Annotated in this window: 9 protein-coding genes; 4 read left to right on the top strand and 5 right to left on the bottom strand. The window is 64.3% G+C overall.

The window, feature by feature from the left end; genetic code table 11:
* Positions 1–20: 20 nt before the first annotated feature.
* The 4 genes from ACWFUC_RS20280 to ACWFUC_RS20265 all read right to left on the bottom strand — a co-directional run bounded on the left by ACWFUC_RS20280 (position 21) and on the right by ACWFUC_RS20265 (position 7281).
* A complete protein-coding gene (locus ACWFUC_RS20280) occupies positions 21–2390 on the bottom strand; it encodes an efflux RND transporter permease subunit (protein ID WP_489623111.1) in 2370 nt (789 codons plus the stop codon).
* Positions 2391–2504: 114 nt separating this feature from the next.
* Positions 2505–4196 (bottom strand): DUF1302 domain-containing protein, encoded by a 1692-nt coding sequence (locus tag ACWFUC_RS20275; protein ID WP_134222715.1) that lies wholly within the window; start codon positions 4194–4196, stop codon positions 2505–2507.
* A gap of 40 nt (positions 4197–4236) precedes the next feature.
* The gene (locus ACWFUC_RS20270; protein ID WP_134135914.1) at positions 4237–5598 is read right to left on the bottom strand and encodes a DUF1329 domain-containing protein; all 1362 of its coding nucleotides are present in this window, start codon (positions 5596–5598) and stop codon (positions 4237–4239) included.
* Positions 5599–6294: 696 nt separating this feature from the next.
* Positions 6295–7281, bottom strand: a complete 987-nt coding sequence (locus tag ACWFUC_RS20265) for a helix-turn-helix domain-containing protein (protein WP_134135913.1) — start codon at positions 7279–7281, stop codon at positions 6295–6297.
* A 783-nt stretch (positions 7282–8064) separates the two neighbouring features.
* Between ACWFUC_RS20265 and ACWFUC_RS20260 the strand changes: the two genes are divergently transcribed.
* From ACWFUC_RS20260 to ACWFUC_RS20245, 4 genes are all read left to right on the top strand, one after another.
* Positions 8065–11676, top strand: a complete 3612-nt coding sequence (locus ACWFUC_RS20260; protein ID WP_489623110.1) for a calcium-binding protein — start codon at positions 8065–8067, stop codon at positions 11674–11676.
* Positions 11677–11766: 90 nt separating this feature from the next.
* A complete protein-coding gene (locus ACWFUC_RS20255; RefSeq protein WP_489623109.1) occupies positions 11767–13944 on the top strand; it encodes a type I secretion system permease/ATPase in 2178 nt (725 codons plus the stop codon).
* Positions 13941–15284 carry an HlyD family type I secretion periplasmic adaptor subunit gene (locus ACWFUC_RS20250; protein ID WP_489623108.1) on the top strand — a complete coding sequence of 448 codons (1344 nt, stop codon included), beginning with the start codon at positions 13941–13943 and terminating at the stop codon, positions 15282–15284. The genes ACWFUC_RS20255 and ACWFUC_RS20250 overlap by 4 nt, the downstream gene beginning before the upstream one ends.
* The gene (locus tag ACWFUC_RS20245) at positions 15274–16728 is read left to right on the top strand and encodes a TolC family protein (protein WP_489623107.1); all 1455 of its coding nucleotides are present in this window, start codon (positions 15274–15276) and stop codon (positions 16726–16728) included. Before ACWFUC_RS20250 ends, ACWFUC_RS20245 begins: the two co-directional genes overlap by 11 nt.
* 27 nt (positions 16729–16755) lie before the next feature.
* Here ACWFUC_RS20245 and ACWFUC_RS20240 read toward each other — a convergent pair whose 3' ends face one another.
* The gene (locus tag ACWFUC_RS20240; RefSeq protein WP_489623106.1) at positions 16756–17946 is read right to left on the bottom strand and encodes an MFS transporter; all 1191 of its coding nucleotides are present in this window, start codon (positions 17944–17946) and stop codon (positions 16756–16758) included.
* Positions 17947–18269 lie beyond the last annotated feature (323 nt).

The raw sequence follows: 18269 nt of genomic DNA, 5'->3' as shown, positions 1-18269 counted from the left end.
CTCGTCCTTGCGATCGGTAATCAGTGCGCCAGGGCGCTGTTGAGCTTGATGGGCGACTTGCGCGGGAACATCTTCTCCAGCACCACTGCAAAGGCGGGCAGGGCGGTCATCGCCATGACCAGGTTGACCAGGAACATGAAGGCCAGCAGCTTGCCCATGTCAGCCTGGAACTTGAGGTCGGAGAAGGACCAGGTGGCCACGCCGATGGCGAGCGTGATGGCCGTGAAGATGGTGGCGATGCCCACTTCCTGAATCGCGTTGTGCAGCGCCTGTTCAATGGGCAGGCCGGCGGCCAGATGCAGTTGCAGCCGGTTGTAGATGTAGAAGGCATAGTCCACGCCGATGCCCACGGCCAGTACCATCACGGGCAGCGTCGCTACCGTCAGGCCGATCTGCAATTGCTTCATGAAGGCGTAGCCGATGAAGGTGGCCACCGTCAGCGGCAGGCAGCAGGCGATGATGGCGCGCCAGTCGCGATAGACCGCAAACACCAGCAGCACGATGGCGCCGTAGACATAGAGCATCATGGGCAGCTCGGATTTTTCCACTTCATCGTTGACGGCCGCGATCACGCCCGCGTTGCCGGCGGCCAGGCGGATTTCCAGTCCGGCCAGCTTGTGCTGGTCGCGATAGGCCTTCACCGCCTGGATCACGCCATTGATGGTGGCAGCCTTGTGGTCGGCCAGGAACAGGTGGCTGGCCAGCATGTTGCAGTCCTTGGAGAGGAAGCCGCGCACACGCCCGATCTCCACCGCCAGCGCGGCATAGTTGGCGGCATCCAGCGGCACCGTGAACATGGCTGGATTGCCCTCGTTGTAACCCTCGTTATAGATCTTCATCTGGTCGGCGAAGGAGCTCACGGACAGCACGCCCGGCACGTGCCGCATGACCGTATCGAACTGATCCTGATAACGCCCGAAGCTGACGTTGTCGCACGAATTGGAAGGCGTCGACAGGATCACCGTCAGCCAGTCCAGCCCGTTGCCGTAATTGTCCGCGATCCAGCGGGCATCGCGGTTGTAGCGTGCGTCGGCATGCAGTTCAGGTGCGCCCGGCTGCAGCGTGCCGACCAGGCGGTCATGGCTGTACCAGGCCGAGCCGGCCAGCACCAGCAGCGTGATGACCACGATACTGCGCGCCACGCGCGGCTGTGCCGAGCGTGACAGCACGGCCAGCCAGCGGCCTCTGGCCTGCTGGGCGCGCATGGCGCTGTCGGCATAGGTCTTGCCGACCTTCAGCAGCGAGGCCGCCAGCGGCAGCATGACCAGGTTGGTGATGATCTTGTAACCCACGCCGATGGATGCCGTGATGGCCAGTTCGCGCACCATCGGAATCGGGATCATCACCAGCGTGACGAAGGACACCAGCGCCGTCACCAGCGCCAGCACGCCCGGAATGAGCAGGCCCTTGAAACTGGCGCGGGCCGCCGCTTCGCAGGACTGGCCGCCGGCGATGCCGCGCACGATGGTATTGATCTGCTGCACGCCATGCGAGACGCCAATCGCAAACACCAGAAAAGGCACCAGCACCGCCAGCGGATCGAGCCCGTAACCGAGCAGGCGCAGCGTGCCGAACTGCCACACCAGCGACACCAGCGAACAGGCCACCGGCAGCAGCGTGAAGGGCAGCGAGCGGCAATACCAGTAGACCGCGATGGTAGTCAGCAGCAGGGCCATGGCGCAGAATTTGAGCACGCCTTCGGCACCATCGGCCACGTCGCCGATCTGCTTGGCAAAGCCGATGATCTGCACTTCGAAGTCGGCGTTCTCGTATTTCGCGCGCAGGTCGTTGAGCAGTTTGTTGTAGGCCAGATAGTCGACCTTGTCACCCTTGGCATCGAACTCGTTGATCTCGGCCACGATCATGGCGCTGTCCTGGTTGCGCGAGATGAGGGTGCCGACGAAGCCCCCATTGACGGCCGTATTGCGGATCTGTTCGATGGTCTCCGGCGTGAGCGCCGAGGGGATCACGGTGCCCGGGATGACGGGGTCGGCGCGGAAACCCTCCTCGGTGATCTCGTTGACGAAGGTGTTGGGCGTCCACAGCGACTGCACGCCGAGCCGGCTGATGTTGGGCAGGAACATGACGGCCTGCGTCATCTCGGACAAACGGGTCAGTCCCTCCCTGGTCCAGATGCTGCCCTTGCGTGCGCGCAGCACGATGTTGAGGCGATTGGCCCCGAGCACGTCATCGCGGTATTGCTTGAAGGTGTCGATGTATTCGTGATGGGTCGGCATCTGTTTTTCAAAGCCGGCGTCCATGCGCAATTGCAGCGCGAAATACGACAGCACGGCGGTGAAGGCCAGCAGCAGGGCCAGGATGGGAATGCGCAGGCGGAACAGGCTGGCTTCGAGTCTATCCAGACTGAACAGGGAAGGGGCGTTGGCCATGGTGCGGTGGTCTCGGGTCGGAGTTCAAAAACGCGGGCCGCCCGCAGGCGGCTTCAAGCAAAACGGGATTGCACGTCAATGCGCCCGGACCGTGGAGGGCCCGGGCGCGCGGCCTCAGAAGTTGCGGCTGATGGTCATGCCATAGAAGCTGCGGTCACGCAGCGGTTGATCGAACACGCTGGCTCCGCCCCAGAACTTGGCGAAGTTCAGCGCCACCTGCCACTTGGCCGGGTTCTGGGTGAAGGTCACGGTGAAGTTGGCCATCTTCGCGCCTTCCATGAAAGTCGCCGTGGCATTGGGCGTGCGGCCCTTCACGGCATGGAAGAAGTAGATCTCGGGGATGACCTGCCAGCCCGGGATCACCGAACCATCGTAGACCCAGCTGAAGTCGAAGTTGTAGCCATACGAAGTCGCGCTGCCCACGCCGGATGTATTGCCGCCATTGGCCAGCGTGTTGCTGGCATTGGCCGTGGTGTCATAGCCCCAGCCCCACAGGCCCGCAGCCACCGGGATGCCGCCATACGCGTTCTTCAGGTTGGGATACTTGATGGCCACCGCTTCCACCATCAGCGTGGCGGTATCGGCCCCCAGGGTTTTGAGCACGGCACCGTGTTCGCTGGGGGTCAGGCTGAGCATGCCGGTGATGGCCAGCTGGTATTTCTCGGTCTCGATGTAGCACTTGCCATTGGTCTGGCACAGGCCGCCATTGGCGTTCTGCACCGAGCCGTTGAGCGAGACCGCATCCTTGGGCCGATACGACAGTTCCGTGCCGATGGCCCAGTTGCCCAGCGGGAAATTGGCCGAGAGGCCGACCATCTTGCGGTCTTCCAGATAGGAATAGCCCAGGCCGCTGGCGGTATTGGCGGTCGATAGCACGGGCGACTTGTCGTGGTAGTTCATCACGTACAAGCCGAAGTTCACATCGGCACCGGGCGGCGTATAGCGCAGGGCCACACCATATTGGCCGGTGGAGCGCGGACGGCCGGTGACCGGCACACCCAGCGCATCGGCACCGCTGCCCACGGTGGCGGTCGACCAGTAGCTGCCCACGGGCGGGAAGTAATTGCTTTCCCAGCCTTGCTGCACATAGGTTTCCACCGAGAAGCCACGGCCCAGGCCGGTGGCGAAGTTGACCATGGGGGCGGGCAGGATGGCTTCCTTCAACTGCGTGCCCGGATTGGACAGGCGCATCAGGTCGATGGCATTGGTCTGGTTGATGCCGCCCGCGATGAAAAGGCTCTCGCCCCAGTTCACCACCTGATTGCCGACGCGGATGCGGGCGCGTTCCTCGCCCAGGTCGAAGGACTTGCTGACCCACAGGTCCAGCAGGCGCACCTTGGAATGCAATTCATTGGTGGCGTCATCCGACAGCGCACGGCCGGTGGTATTCGCTCCGCTGATGTTGCCGGTGCTGCGAGTGGCCGAGTAATCACGCAGCCAGCTCACGCGGCCCAGGAATTTCACGTCTTCCGGCATGTTGAGCAAAAGCTCATGGGTGCCTTTGAGATAGGTGGTGAAGCGGTCGCCCCGGTTGTAGTTCAGGTCGCCCTGGTCGTTGAGCGAGGACAGCGCATCGGCGCAGCCACCCGGTGCACTGGGGCCGGAGGCGGCCGCTGCACTGCCGCCGCTGCTGCCGATGATCAGGCCGCAGGATTGCTTGCTGGCGCGCACGCCCACACCCAGCGAGACCGTGGAATCGAAATTGCCGGACACCGTCTCACCCTCGAAGGTGATGGCCTGTGCCGCGCCACTGCACAGCGTGGCGGCGGCCAATGCGATGACTCTGGTTTGCAGATGATTTTTCATTGTTGTTCCTCTCCCGTTGCGGATGCCGTCTCAGGACCGCTCAGCGATCGCTGATGGCACGCAGGTTGTCGGCGCTGTAGAAGCTGGCCTTGGCGCGCGGATTGCCCTTGCCGTCGACTTCCCAGGCCATGTCCTTGCCGGTGCCGGCCGCGTGCAGGTCGAACACGTAGCGGCCTTCGGCCAGGTTGTATTGCGCGAAGCCGGCCTGGTCGCAGCTGCCGGTCTCATAGACCGGGATCACATAGGCTTCGCGGTGCTTCCACAGCTTGCCTTGTGCGTCGTAATCATCGGCGGCGACCAGGTTCCAGCTGTCCTCGTCAACATAGAAAGTGCGCTTGGGCGCGAGGTGGCGCACGCCGGCCTTGACCGTGGCTTCCACCACCCAGACGCGGTGCAGCTCGTAGCGGCGGGCGCTTTCGGCGATGGACTCGTCACCGGCCACGTCTTCGAACTTGGCCTTGAAGTCGGTGGCACCGAAGCTGCCATACGGCACGTACATTTCCTTCTTGCCGACCAGCTTCCAGTCGAAGCGGTCGATGGTGCCGTTGAAGACCATGGGCTCATCCAAGGTGTACTGGTTCTCCATGCCGATCTGCGGCGAGTCGTAGGCGTAGGAGGGCATACGGCGCACGCGGCGCTGGCCGGGGAAATAGTAAAAAGTTTCGCCGCCGGCCTGGTTGAGGAAGGTGGTCAGCGACAAGGCTTGTCCGGCCAGCGCCGTGGGCGAGTTGTAGGCGAAGTAGGTGTAGTACTCCACCGGCGGCAGGGTCGAGAGATTCACGCTGCCCTTGGCGGCCCAGGGGAAGAACATGGTCTGCTGCGACCCCGCCTTGATCCATTCGCTGCTGCCCTTGCGCGGTGAGACGGCGGTGATGGTGGACTTCCATTCCAGGGCCACACCGCGATAGCGCATCTTGCTGTTGTACATGACCTCTTCGCCGCTCTTGGGCACGGGGAAGGGAATGCCCGGCACCACCGCCTCGGCCAGGCTCCAGCCATCGGCACCGAGCTTGGCGCTGGTGTTCTTTTTGGTGTTCTCCACCACGAAATCGGGAGCGCTGCAGTAGCGGTGGCTGGGATAGACATCCATCTTGTACCCCTTGATCTGCTTGATCAGTGCGACCTGGCCGGCGCTGAGCTTGCTGGCGTACTTGTCGACGTTGGAGGCATCGATGGTCTCGGTTTTCTTCTCGTCCTTGTACTTGAAGAAATCGCGGCGCAGCTTGCCGTAGGACCAGCCGGGCAGGACCACGTTGTCTTCCTTCCAGTCCGGCACGCCGTTGCCGCCGGCTTTCTCGCCGCCCAGCGGCGTGAGGCTGCCGCCGAGGTCGGCGGGCGTGGCGGCCTGCGCGAACGTGGCAGCCAGCGCCAGGGCCATGGCGCTCATGTGGATGACCTTCATTGCTGTTCTCCCTTGTTGTGATGCGGGTGTGCGTTGGCCGGATGCGCTGCCGCGCAGTCCGGATGGCGGACCGCTCCCAAGGCGTGGAGGCCTTTCCTATTGCCACAACCCGTTCGGGTTGCGTCTCATGTCTGACAAAACGCTGACAGAGTGGAAAATTGACTCGCTTATGGCGTTGTCCTGAATAGGTGGTTTTTTGGGAGCAGTGGACGAGGGAGAATGTAGAAGGGGCCACCTCGGTACTGTTAGCCGCTTTTAGCAATTTTCGGGAGGAACGCCCGGAGGGGATGGTGCAAAACCAGACGGCCCCGCTGTAATCGGCTTTGAAAAAGGCTTGCAGGGCGAGGCTGACCGATTTGTCCGGCAGGATGTTGAGGGGCGAAGAATGGAGCGGATTATTCCCTTGTCGTTGAATTGACCTGTGACAAAAACAAGATTGTTGCCGGAAACAATATTAATCAACCAACTGGTCGGTTTTATCGCGAGAAAAGCTCGTATTTTGAGGCGGACTTGCCCGGAGCACGCGCAGATGGTGATGCGTGCTCCGGGTGCAAATGAGAGTGGACGATGGAGGAGGTGGACCAAGACAGGGCAGCTTTGCCAAAAATGGCTAGACCTCTGCCCCAAAATTGCCCAGGGCAGCGGCACAGTCCATATTGGTAACGGGCGTTACCAATGCGGACTGTGCCGGCAGACTCAGGATTGTGCGGCCGTTTTGATGACCGTTTCCGAAGGCAGGACGCCGAACATCTTCTTGTATTCCGAGGCGAAGCGGCTGGGATGGTTGAAACCGCACAGGGCGGCCAGGTTGCCGATGGTGTCGTGGCCGCGTTCTTCGCCACTGCGCCGCTTGATTTCGCGATGCGCCGCGTTCAGGCGCAGCGCCTTGAGGTACTGCAGCGGCGAGATGTCGAGCCGTTCCTCGAAACAGTATTGCAGGGTGCGGCGGCTCACGTGGGTGGCGCGGCAGACATCGAGGATGCCGATCTCCTCGCCCGCATGCGTGCGCATGTAGTCGATGGCGTTCTGCACGATGCGTTCGCGCCGCTGGCGCGAGGGCAGGGTCGATTCCAGTTCGTGATGGCCCTGGTTCAGCGAGAGCGCCAGCGCCACGTTGCTGATGGCAGTGGAAGCCAGCGCACGCGGGCTGATCGGCCGCGTGGCCTTGCCCGCTGGCGTGTTGAGGAGATCGAAGGCGACCGAGAAGTAATGGCGCAGCATGCCCGCCGTGGCTGCGTCGAGCTGCAGCACGGACAGGTCCAGCCATTTGCGCACGCTGGCTTCATCCTGCTCGTGCAGCTGCGACAGGAACAGCTCGCGCTGCACCGAGATGCCCAGCAATTCGATCGGACCGTTGGTGCGGATGTGGTGTGCCCGGCTGCCATCGAGCACGATCAACTGGTCCTGCGTGAGCGGCCGGCCGTTGAGCAAGTGGCCTTGGGCGCTGGTGTTGCAGATGCCGATGACCATCTGCTCGGGCGGCGGCACGATGCGTTCGTGCAGGGCGGTGTTGGTGGTCTCGCGGATGAAGCAGAACTCGTCGGTCTGCACCATGGCCAGCGCGCCGACGAAACGGCCACTGCCCAGTTGCTGGTACTCCTGCTCCCATCCGGTGAGCGTACTGGCTTGCTGGTCCACATCCGAAAACTGTTCGGCGTGAACGGAAAAATGGTCGGCATGCATGGCGCGGGCTCCTGTTGTTTTGTGTCAGACGATGCAAATTTCGCACCAGCCTGTCAAACATCCGGAAACGGCAAGCAAGACGCTCATCGGCGCCGCAAAGCAGGTCTGCGGGCGGCGAGGGGCAGGATGATTGATTTCCGTCTCCGTTGTCTCGGAGCACCTTCGAGGGTGGCTCTCGGACTTTCAATTTTTTTCGCCAATCTACTGAATCACAGGGTAAAGCACAAGGGCGCATTCGTCACATTGGGATTCTGGAGTATTGCGGCGGGCAGAGCATTCGTGGTAGCGCGGCGATGTGTCTCAAAAATGAAAATAAGCTCGCTTCGTTCTGTACCTAGGTGAAGTTTCGTGCGCGCCGTCCACGGACAGAAAGCTTCATATCGTTTCCGCTTGATCTTTTTGATTGGCGCTGCATGTCGCATGGGGCGGCGCTTTTGCGCGCTGCGTCGCGGAAAAAACTTTCATTTGGCCTGCAAGCCGCATGGGGCGGGGACCGCCATTTTCAGCGGCATGGCGGCCCTTTGGTGCGATTTACGGGGAAGCTGTGCCGGGGTTGAATTGCCACGGGGCAAAACTGTTTTGTCTTTCAGCAAAAGTGGCCGGGTTGACACCATGTGTCGTCCGCCGACGGAAGCTGCCCTGGGGAGGGCAAGCTTGCAGTGACAACAGAGCTGCGGCATGTCGCCGCGCCGGTCGCTGCGCACCCCGGACCACGAAGGGAGGAAAGACGGACGTTTTGCCCCGCCTCCACGCATCGGCTGCACTCCGTTCAGGGAAAACAACATGAAAACAATAAACGAACACCGCAAGGATATCCTGCCTGTCATCACGCTGGTGACGCCCGAGAAGCTGCTGGCGCACCTGTCCGGCAAGACGCGGGCGGCAGCGCCAGCGGTCCGCGTTGCAGCTGGCGGCACGCCTGTGCCGAAGAAGGCGGAAGCCGTGGCGATGAGCCCGGCCGAGTTTGCCGTCAGGGGCTCGGACAACGCCGGCCTGCCATCGCGCAGCTTGCTGTGGGAGGCATCTTCCACGACGAGCACGGGCAGCACTTCCGCGCCGCTTGCTGCGAGCAAGGCTGCGGGCAGGAGCCCTGGCCCGATGCCTGGCGAGTCCAGACCGCTGCCGCCGCCGCCTTCATCTCTTGCGTCGGTGGACGTCACTGAGGCTGCAGTGGCGCATGGGCTGCCCGAGAAGACGGCGCTCACAGCGGGTGCGATCTCTGTCGCATCTACCCAGACGGCCGGCGGCACGGCTGCCGGGATGGCCGGCGCACCGGCCGCCACCGCCGCTGCCACGGCCACTTCCACGCCATCCCTTGCGGCGCTGGTGGCGCTGTCGCTGGCAGCCCCTGCGCCCAGGAGCGTGCGGCCCCCGGCCATGTCCCCTGCGGTGCTGGCACCCGCCTGTCCGGTCGCGCCGGCCCCGGTGTCGGTGCAGACGGGTCAGCCGGTTCCGGTGTATGTGCCGGTTCTGTTGGATGGCCAGGTGATGCTCTGTCCCATCGATCTCTACTGCCCCGCGCTCATGCCGCTGGCAAGCTTGCCAGCAATCATCACGCGCGGCACCACCACGGCACCTGCCAACGCATCGGTCCCAGTTCCTGCCGCCGCGTCCGCACCGGAGGATTCTTCCAATGCGCCCGCCGTTTATCGCAAGGCGGGCCGCTTCGATCCGGGCAGCTTCCTGCCGCAGCAGGCCTTCAGCGAAGGCCACGTGAGCGAGGCCGATTCCAGGAATGAGGTGAGCGATCGCAGCTGGCGCATTCTCGATGCGCGTCTGCAAGGCGTGACTGCGGCTCAGCTCGCAGCGTTGGACGGCAACCGGGATGGAGAACTCAGTGGCGCGGAATTGTCCGGCCTCATGGCCTGGTCCGATGCCAACCAGGACGGCATCGGCCAGCCCGGCGAGATCAGCGCGCTGGCCGATGCCCTGCAGCGAGTGCAACGCGATGCACTGCGGGCCACTGATTACGGCATCTTCACTGCCGGCAATGCGCGCTTGCAGGCCAGTGCCGCCGAGGAGAATCCGCCGGTCCCGTCCAGCAACTACCGCACCCTGCGCGACAACGACAACAGCATGCCTGTGCCCGGCGGCGGGGTGATCAATTTCCGGGCCAACCAGTTCAAGATCGTCAGCAGTGCGCCGGGTACTCTCATCGGCACCGATGGCGCCGACCTGCTCAGCGCCAGCAACAACGGACTGGACTACGCGCTGGGCATCGATCCGGCACGGCTGACCACCCTGCTGGCCGGTGACGGCGACGACAAGGTCTTTGGCCGCAACGGAGCCGACATCCTCTGGGCAGGCAATGGCAACGACAGCGTCAACGGCTTCGGCGGCAATGATCGGATCTATGGCGAAGACGGCGATGACCAGCTTTCCGGCGGCGAAGGTGACGATCTCATCGATGGCGGTGCGGGCAATGACAGCATGTTCGGAGGCTGGGGCAATGACAGGCTGCATGGGGGCGATGGCGATGACACCCTCATGGGCAACGATATCGGCAACGCGTCCCTGTTCGGATTGACGGTCCTTCCCTCGGACGACGATGTGATCTTCGGCGGAGCGGGCAATGACAGCCTGATGGGCAATGGGGGCAACGACCAGCTCCGGGGCGGCACCGGCAACGACAAGCTCTATGGCGGCGAGGGCAATGACCAGCTCCATGGCGAAGAGGGGGACGACCAGCTGACCGGGAGCAATGGAGACGACATCCTCTACGGCGGTGACGGCAATGATTACCTGGTTGGCAGCGACATCCGCGCCAACTGGCTGGAACCATTGCCGGCCAGCGTGGTGGGCAATGACAAACTTCATGGCGGCGCCGGCGACGATACCCTCATCACCGCCGGAGGCGATGACTATCTCGATGGCGGGGCCGGCAACGATCACATGGAAGGCGGCAGCGGCAACGATACCTACGTCGTCAGCAGTCCCGGCGATGTGGTGCTGGAGCGCGACAACGGCGGCTACGATACGGTGCTGGCCGGCAGCAGCTATGCGCTGACCGAGTTCGTGGAAGAACTGCATCTGCTCGACGGTGGCAACTACAACGCCGGTGGCAATGGCCTGGACAACCTCATCGTGGGCAACAGCCAGGACAACGTCATCGACGGCGCTACTGGTGCCGATACCATGATCGGGGGCAAGGGCAGCGACAGCTATTTCATCGACAACCCCGGCGACAAGGTGATCGAACTGGCAGGCGAGGGTATCGATACCGTCTACTCCCGCATCAGCACTACCCTCGGGGAGCACGTCGAGAATCTGGTGCTGCTGGACGCGGGCACACCGCAGCGCGCCAGCATGGACGGCAAGCCGGTGCTGGTCTATGGCGCGCCGCATGACTACCACCTCGACTACGACCAGGGCGGCGATATTGCGGGTTACGACGGCACCTGTGGCGAGGCCAGCATCGCCAACCTGCTGACCATCGCCGGACAGTCCGTCAGCGAGCCCGATGTAGTACGCCGCGCGATCCAGATGGGCTGGTGCACGCCCAAGAATGCCAGCGGCATGGGAGGCGGCACGAATGTCTACGAACGCAGCAAGATTCTGGACAGCTATCACATGGCCCACCAGATGTTCACCAGCTATGAGGAGCAGAAGCTGCTGGATGCCCTGCAGGCAGGCCGAGGTGCCATCATCGGCGTGTGCTCGTCACGGCTGTGGGGGCATGGCGACAACGGCAGCCCGGTACGCAGCGATCACGTGATCACGCTCACCGGTGTGGTTTGCGATGAGGCCACGGGTGTTGCGCAAGGCGTCTACATCACCGATTCCGGCCAGGGCAATGCCAGCGACATGTGCCGTTTCCTGACCATGGAGCAGCTGCGTTACGCGGCCAATGTCGACGGCGCGAATGCGCTCATCACGGTGGCACCGATCAAGATGACCGACGCCAGCCTCAACGGCAGCGGCAATGCGCTGGACAACCAGCTGGTCGGCAATCGCGGCAACAACATTCTCACCGGCGGCCGTGGCGACGATACGCTGGCAGGCCAGGCCGGCAACGACACCTACGTCTTCAGCCGCGGGGATGGCCAGGACCTGGTGGCCGACAACGATGCCACCAAGGGCAACCTGGATACGCTGCAGTTCACCGACATCAGGCAGACCAACCTGTGGTTCCGGCACGTGGGCAATGACTTGCAGATCGACGTCCTGGGCGGACAGGACCAGATCACCGTCAAGGACTGGTACGTCGGTGGTGCAAGCGGCAGCGACAACCACATCGAGCGCATCAGGACCGCCGAGGGTTACACCCTCTACGACAGCGATGTGGAAAAACTGGTGCAAGCCATGGCCAGCTTCGCGCCGCCGGCGGCGACCCAGACCGAGTGGCGCAGCGGCGATTCCAGTGCGGACCAGGTGCTGTTGACCGTGACCCACTGAGCCCGGACCCACGGTCTTTCAAGGCGGCCTGCAGCAGGGCAGCGGCCGCCCTTGACCCACCCTCCTCGAAGCAACCCTCTCGGAAATCCTATGAACCAGACGGACCACGACCCCGGCCAGGCGGGGACGGACAGCGGCTTGCTGTGCCTGATCATGCTGGCCAAGCTGCACGGCATCGCAGCCGATGCCCGGCAATTGCAGCACCGATTCGGCCGCCAGCCCTTCAACGTGCAGACCATCCTGCTGGGCGCGCGCGCACTGGGCATGAAGGCGCGCGCCATCCGCCAGCAAGCGGCCAGGCTGGAGCGCACGCCGGTACCAGCCATTTGCGTCGATCACGCCGGACACTTCTTCGTGCTGGCCAAGATCGACGCCGCGCCTCAGGAGGCAGCGGGCGCGCCCTTGCGCATCCTGATCCAGCGGCCGGGGCAAGCACCGCAGGTCCTCACGCGCAGCGAATTCATGGCGCTCTGGGGCGGCCAGGTGATCCTCATGACCAGCCAGGCCAGCTATGCGGGCGAGTCCTCGCGCTTCGATTTCACCTGGTTCATCCCGGCCGTGGTCAAGTATCGCAAGGTGCTGGCCGAGGTGCTGCTGATCTCGCTGGTGCTGCAGATCATCGGCCTGGTGACGCCCCTGTTCTTCCAGGTGGTGATGGACAAGGTGCTGGTCAACCACGCCATGATGACGCTCAACGTGATTGCGGTCGGCCTGATCGCCGCCACCATTTTCGAAGCCCTGTTGACCGGGATTCGTACCGCCATCTTCGCCAAGGCCAGCAGCAAGATCGACGTGGAACTGGGCGCGCGCCTGTTCGCCCATCTGCTGAGCCTGCCGCTGGCCTACTTCCAGGTACGCCGCGCGGGTGACTCGATTGCCCGCGTACGCGAGCTGGAAAACATCCGCAGCTTCCTCACCGGCAATGCCATGACGCTGGTGCTGGACCTGATGTTCTCCTTCATCTTCCTGGCGGTGATGCTCTGGTACAGCGTGCCGCTGACGCTGATCGTGCTGGCTTCCATCCCGGTCTACCTGCTGTTGTCCCTGATCTTCACACCGGTGCTGCGCGCACGCCTGAACGACAAGTTCAACAAGAGCGCCGAGAACCAGTCCTTCCTGGTGGAGACCCTGACCGGCATGGACACCGTCAAGGCCCTGGCCGTGGAGCCGCACTGGCAACGCAAGTGGGACCAGCAGCTGGCCGGTTATGTCGCCGCCGGTCTCACCACCACCAATATCAGTCTTGTAGCCAATGGCGGCGTGAACCTGGTGAGCAAGCTGGTCAGCGTGGGCATCATGTGGATGGGCGCGCTGCAGGTGGTGGACAACACCCTGACCGTGGGCGAACTGGTGGCCTTCAACATGCTGGCAGGCCAGGTGGCGGCGCCGATCCTGCGCCTGGCGCAGCTGTGGAACGACTTCCAGCAGATCGGCATTTCCATGAGCCGGCTGGCCGATGTGCTCGATGCGCGCAGCGAAGTGGCCGGCCAACGCACCCGCCTGCCGCGCGTGAGCGGTGCGATTGCGTTTGAGCGCGTAAGTTTTCGCTATCGTCCCGAAACGCCGGAAGTCATTCGCGGACTGACGCTGCAGATACAGCCGGGAGAGGTGATCGGCATCGTCGGCCGCTCCGGCTCCGGCAAGAGCACGCTGGCCAAGCTGGTGCAGCGGCTCTACGTCTGCGAGAGCGGACGCGTGACCGTCGATGGGCAGGACATCGCCATCATCGACACCGCCTCGCTGCGCCAGCAGATCGGCGTGGTGCTGCAGGAGAACACGCTGTTCTCGCGCTCCATCCGCGACAACATCGCCCTGGTCGATTCTTCCGCGCCGATCGAGCAGGTGATCGCCGCCGCCAAGCTGGCCGGAGCGCATGACTTCATCTGCGAACTGCCCGAGGGCTATGACACGCTGGTCGGCGAGCAGGGCAGCGGACTGTCCGGCGGACAGCGCCAGCGCATCGCCATTGCGCGCGCACTCATCAGCAATCCCGGCATCCTCATCTTTGACGAGGCCACCAGCGCGCTGGACTACGAATCCGAAAAAATCATCCAGGACAACATGCGCCAGATCTGTGCCGGGCGCACCGTGCTCATCATCGCGCACCGCCTGTCGGCCGTGCGCGATGCCGACCGCATCGTGGTCATGGAGCGCGGCAGCGTCGTCGAGAGCGGCAGCCATGAGGAATTGCTCATGCTGCCCGACGGCATCTATGCGCATCTGTGTGCGCTGCAGGCCGGCAAGCCATTGCAAGGGGAGACACCATGAGTCTGCATCATCGTTCCCGGGCCTGGCTGGCGCTGTGGCAGCGCTATGGGCGCGTACTGCGGCATGCGTGGCGCCAGCGCGATCCGCGCAAGAGCGGCTTCTACAACGAGCAGGAAGCCGAGTTCCTGCCGGCCGCGCTGTCGCTGCAGGAATCGCCCGATTCGGCCAGCCTGCGCTGGACTGCGCGCCTGCTCATGGCGATGGTCTTGCTCACGCTGCTGTGGTCGCTGGTGGGCCACATCGACATCGTGGTCAACGCTACCGGCAAGGTCATTCCCTCGGCCCGGATCAAGACCATCGCGTCCATCGAGGTGGCCAGCGTGCGCGACATCCTGGTCAGGGAAGGACAGCGCGTGCGGGTCGGCCAGATCCTCATGGAACTGGATGCCACCAGCAGTGATGCCGAACGCGACAAGGCCGCCGATGCCTTGGCTCAGGCGCGGTTGCAGGTGGCGCGCGCGGCGGCCATGATGCAGGCGGTGCAGGAGCTGCAGGCGCCGCAGCTGACGGAGGTTGGCGGCGCAGGCCGTGCGCAGCGGGAGTCGGCCGAGCGCCAGTTGCAGGGGCAGTACCAGGACTTCCGGGCGCGACTGGCCCGGATCGATGACGAGATAACGCGCTATGCAGCGGCCTTGCAGTTGGCCAGCGCGCGTGCCGCTGATTACAAGGAGCTGATGGCCGACAACACTGTCTCGCGTCATGCATGGCTGGAGAAGGAGCAAGCGAGGGTGGATCTGCAAGGCCAGTTGAGCGAGGCCCGCAACCAGCGCACCGCGCTGCTGGCGCAGACGCAGAAGGAAGCCCACGACAGTCGCATCGAAGCCGAGAAGATCATCGAATCCGCACAGCAGGACCAGCGCCGCGCCGAAGAGCGCAGCCGCCTGCTCACGCTCATGGCCCCCGTCAGCGGCACCGTGCAGCAGCTGGCCGTGCATACCGTGGGCGGTGTGGTGGCGGCGGCCCAGCCCTTGATGCAGATCGTGCCGGAGGAGGGCGACATCGAGATCGAGGCCTGGCTGGAGAACAAGGATGTCGGCTTCGTGCGCATCGGGCAGGAGGTCGAGGTCAAGATCGATGCCTTCGACTACACCAAGTACGGTACCGTCCCGGCGCGTGTGGTGCATGTTTCGCGCGATGCCATTCAGGATGAGAAGAAGGGCCTGGTCTATTCCGCGCGCATCCTGCTTTCCCGCAACAGCTTGAATGTCGATGGACGCAGTTTGCCGCTGTCGGCCGGGCTGGCCGTCAATGTGGGTATCCGGACCGGCAGCCGGCGCGTGATCGAGTATGTGCTGTCGCCGTTGATGCGGCATCAGAAGGAGGCTTTGCATGAGCGTTGATGACTCTTTGCGACCGCGCCATGCGGTAACGGCCCTGATCCTGATGGTCTCGCTGCTTGCGGCACCGGCTGGTGCCGCCCCGCCTGCGCGCTTCGATCCCTTGCTGGCACGCCCGCCCGAACTGGACAAGGGAAAAATACTGCCCGGCGACGACCGGCCAACGGGCTGCGCAACCAGCCCCTTCACGCCGGGCAAGGTGCTCACGCTGGTCGATGCGGTGGACCTGGCGCTGTGCCATCAGCCCCAGGTACAAGCCTCATGGGCCGCGATCAAGCTGCAGTCGTCGCAACTGGGCGAGGCGCGTGCAGCCTACCTGCCCACTCTCGGGGCGGGTGTCGGCCAGTACCGCGAGAGCGCCACGTCGGACCAGGGCAGCAGCAAGCGCTCGATCGGCACGCTGTATGCGACGCTGACCTGGCGCCTGCTCGACTTCGGCGGGCGCAGTGCCAACCAGCGCGCGGCCGATGTGCTGCTGCAGGCGGCCTCGGCCAGCCAGGACGCCACCCTGCAGAAAGCCATGGGCAATGCCGTCAGCCTGTATTACGACGCCCACAGCGCGCGCGCCGCACAGCAGTCGCGCGAGCGCAGCCTGGCGCTGGCACGCCAGATCCTGGAGGCCGCCATCAAGCGCGAGCAGCGCGGCGTGGGTGCCCTGCCTGAGACCTTGCAGGCACGCACCTTCGTGGCCAGGGCCGAGCTGGAACTGGCGCGCGCCATCGGCCAGTACAAGCGCAGCGTGGTGATGCTGGCCGTGGGGCTGGGTTTGCTGGACGAGGCGGGCGACGTACCGGTCATCACGTTGTCCTCGGAGACGGAGGAGGATCCGCTCGGGCTGGAGCAGAACCTGCCGGGCTGGCTGCAATCGGCCCGGCAGTATCACCCGGCGATCCTGGCTGCACGCGGGCAGGTGGAGGCCGCCCGCGAGAAGGTGAGAGTCGCCGTGGCCGACGGCCTGCCGACGCTGGACATGACGGCCAGCCGTTACATCAACGGCCGTCCGAACCAGCCCGGCAGTCGCGGCGATCGCGATACGGTGGTCGGACTGAACCTGACCATCCCGATCTTCGATGGCTTTGCCAACGGCTACAAGGTCGATGGCGCGCAGGCCCAACTGGAGATGCGCGAGGCCGAGCTGCGTGAAGTACAGGCGCAGGTGCTGGGCGACATCGCCACTACCTATGCAGAGGCGACCACCGCCTTGCGCAGCATGGCCTCTGCACGCGGCCTGCTGGAAGCGGCGCAGCGCTCGGTAGAGTCGGTGCGGCGCAAGTACGACACGGGTGCGGCCGATATCGTGGAGATGCTCAACGCCCAGACGGCCCTGGCCGATGCCGAATTGGAACGCATCCGTGCGCTGGGAGAGTGGCGCTCGGCGCGATTGCGCCTGCTGGCCAATGCCGGCGAGATGGGGCGGGTCAGCTTCACCAAGGCCGCACGCCGGTGAGCGCGCGCGACCGGTGGCGCAGGCGAATCAGGTTGCCTGGCCTGGGCGCGCTGCGCGGCGCCAGGTCTGCCAGCCGACCAGCATCGACAGCGCTGCGCCCAGCGCGAACACCAATCCGGAGGCGGTGCGCTGCTCGATGGCCAGGGTCAGTACGGTGGGCATGAGCACCACGCCGATGAATCCGGCAAACACGCACAGCCCGGTGGCCCGGCCCACTTGGGCGCGCGGCACGAGGATGGCGATCTCCGAGAACAGCACGCCATTCCAGGCCACCACGGCCACCCCGAGCGCGGCGGCGGCCGCATGGAACATCAGCACCGGTGTGGGCGCAAAGGCCGACCATGCGAGAATGGCAAAGCCCAGCGTGCCCAGCAGGCCGGAGACGGCCAGCATGCGCAGCGCCGGCACGCCGCGGTCAACGCAGCGGCCCCAGATCAGCCGGAACACCACGCCCACGAGATTGAACAGCGTCAGCAGCATGGCGGCCTGCTCGATCGACATCTGCTGGAAGCCGTGCAGGAAGGGCAGCAGCATGGCAATGGCAGTGACCTGCAAGCCCGAGAACAGGAAGGCCACCAGCGTCAGGATGCGCAGTGGCGGATGGCTGCGCAGCAGCGACCAGACGCTCTCTGCGGATGCCGCGCCTTTGCTGGCTGCCGGGGCCGGGTCGAGGTCTTGCGCCGACTTGCTGTTGAAGGCGATCGCACCGAGCAGGCCGATCAGGCCCGGCGCCACGAAGGCCCACAGCAGTCCGACGTGCTGCGTCATGACCGGCACCAGCAAGGCCGCCAGTGCAGCGCCGGCGGGGACGCCGCTTTGCCGGATCGAGAACAGCAGGCTGCGGTTTTTCAGCGGGCCGCTCTGGCTGAGGAAGTAGGAACTGGCGGGCGTGATGCCGCCGTAGCCCATGCCCATGAGTACGCTGCCGGCCAGCACCCCTGTCACGTGGGTGGTCGCGATGAGGAGCATCCCCAAGGCGCAGAGCGCCAGGCACCAGCGGCTGGCCTGGAATGCGCCGAGACGATGGACGCGGTTGCCGAACCAGATCGATGAGCAGGCCGCCGCCGCGTAGAGCACCGCCGTGTAGACCCCGACCCAGCGGACGGAAATGCCCAGCGTCTCGGCCAGCAGGGGCGAGATGGTCAGCACGGCGGTCGCGGCAAAGGAGGTGGCGATCTGGATGGCGGTCAGCAGGAGCAGGGCGGTGAAGGGATGCATGGACAAAATCGCGTTACCGGACTGGCCGGAAAAAATAAGGATGCCTGCGCTTTCCCGCACGGCAAATCCGTTGCGGCCAGGCATCAAGACCATGATTGTAGGAAAAGACACGCGTTCATGCTTTTCCTGATAGTGTCGGACAGCGGAAGCCTGATAGCCTGAAGCCGGGACGCAGTGACAGCAGAGGGCCGCAGCGGAGCGCGAGGCTCCCCATCGCCACGCATCACCACGCATCACCACGCATCACCACGCAATATCAGGCGATATCAAGCGATATCAAGCAAGACGGGGAGCACCAGCCAGAGCGCTTGGCTCACTACAGC

The organism is Herbaspirillum sp. Her4, from assembly GCF_057961335.1.
The sequence above is the reverse complement of the archived record's forward strand: the minus strand, read 5'-3'. Positions and strand labels throughout refer to the sequence as shown.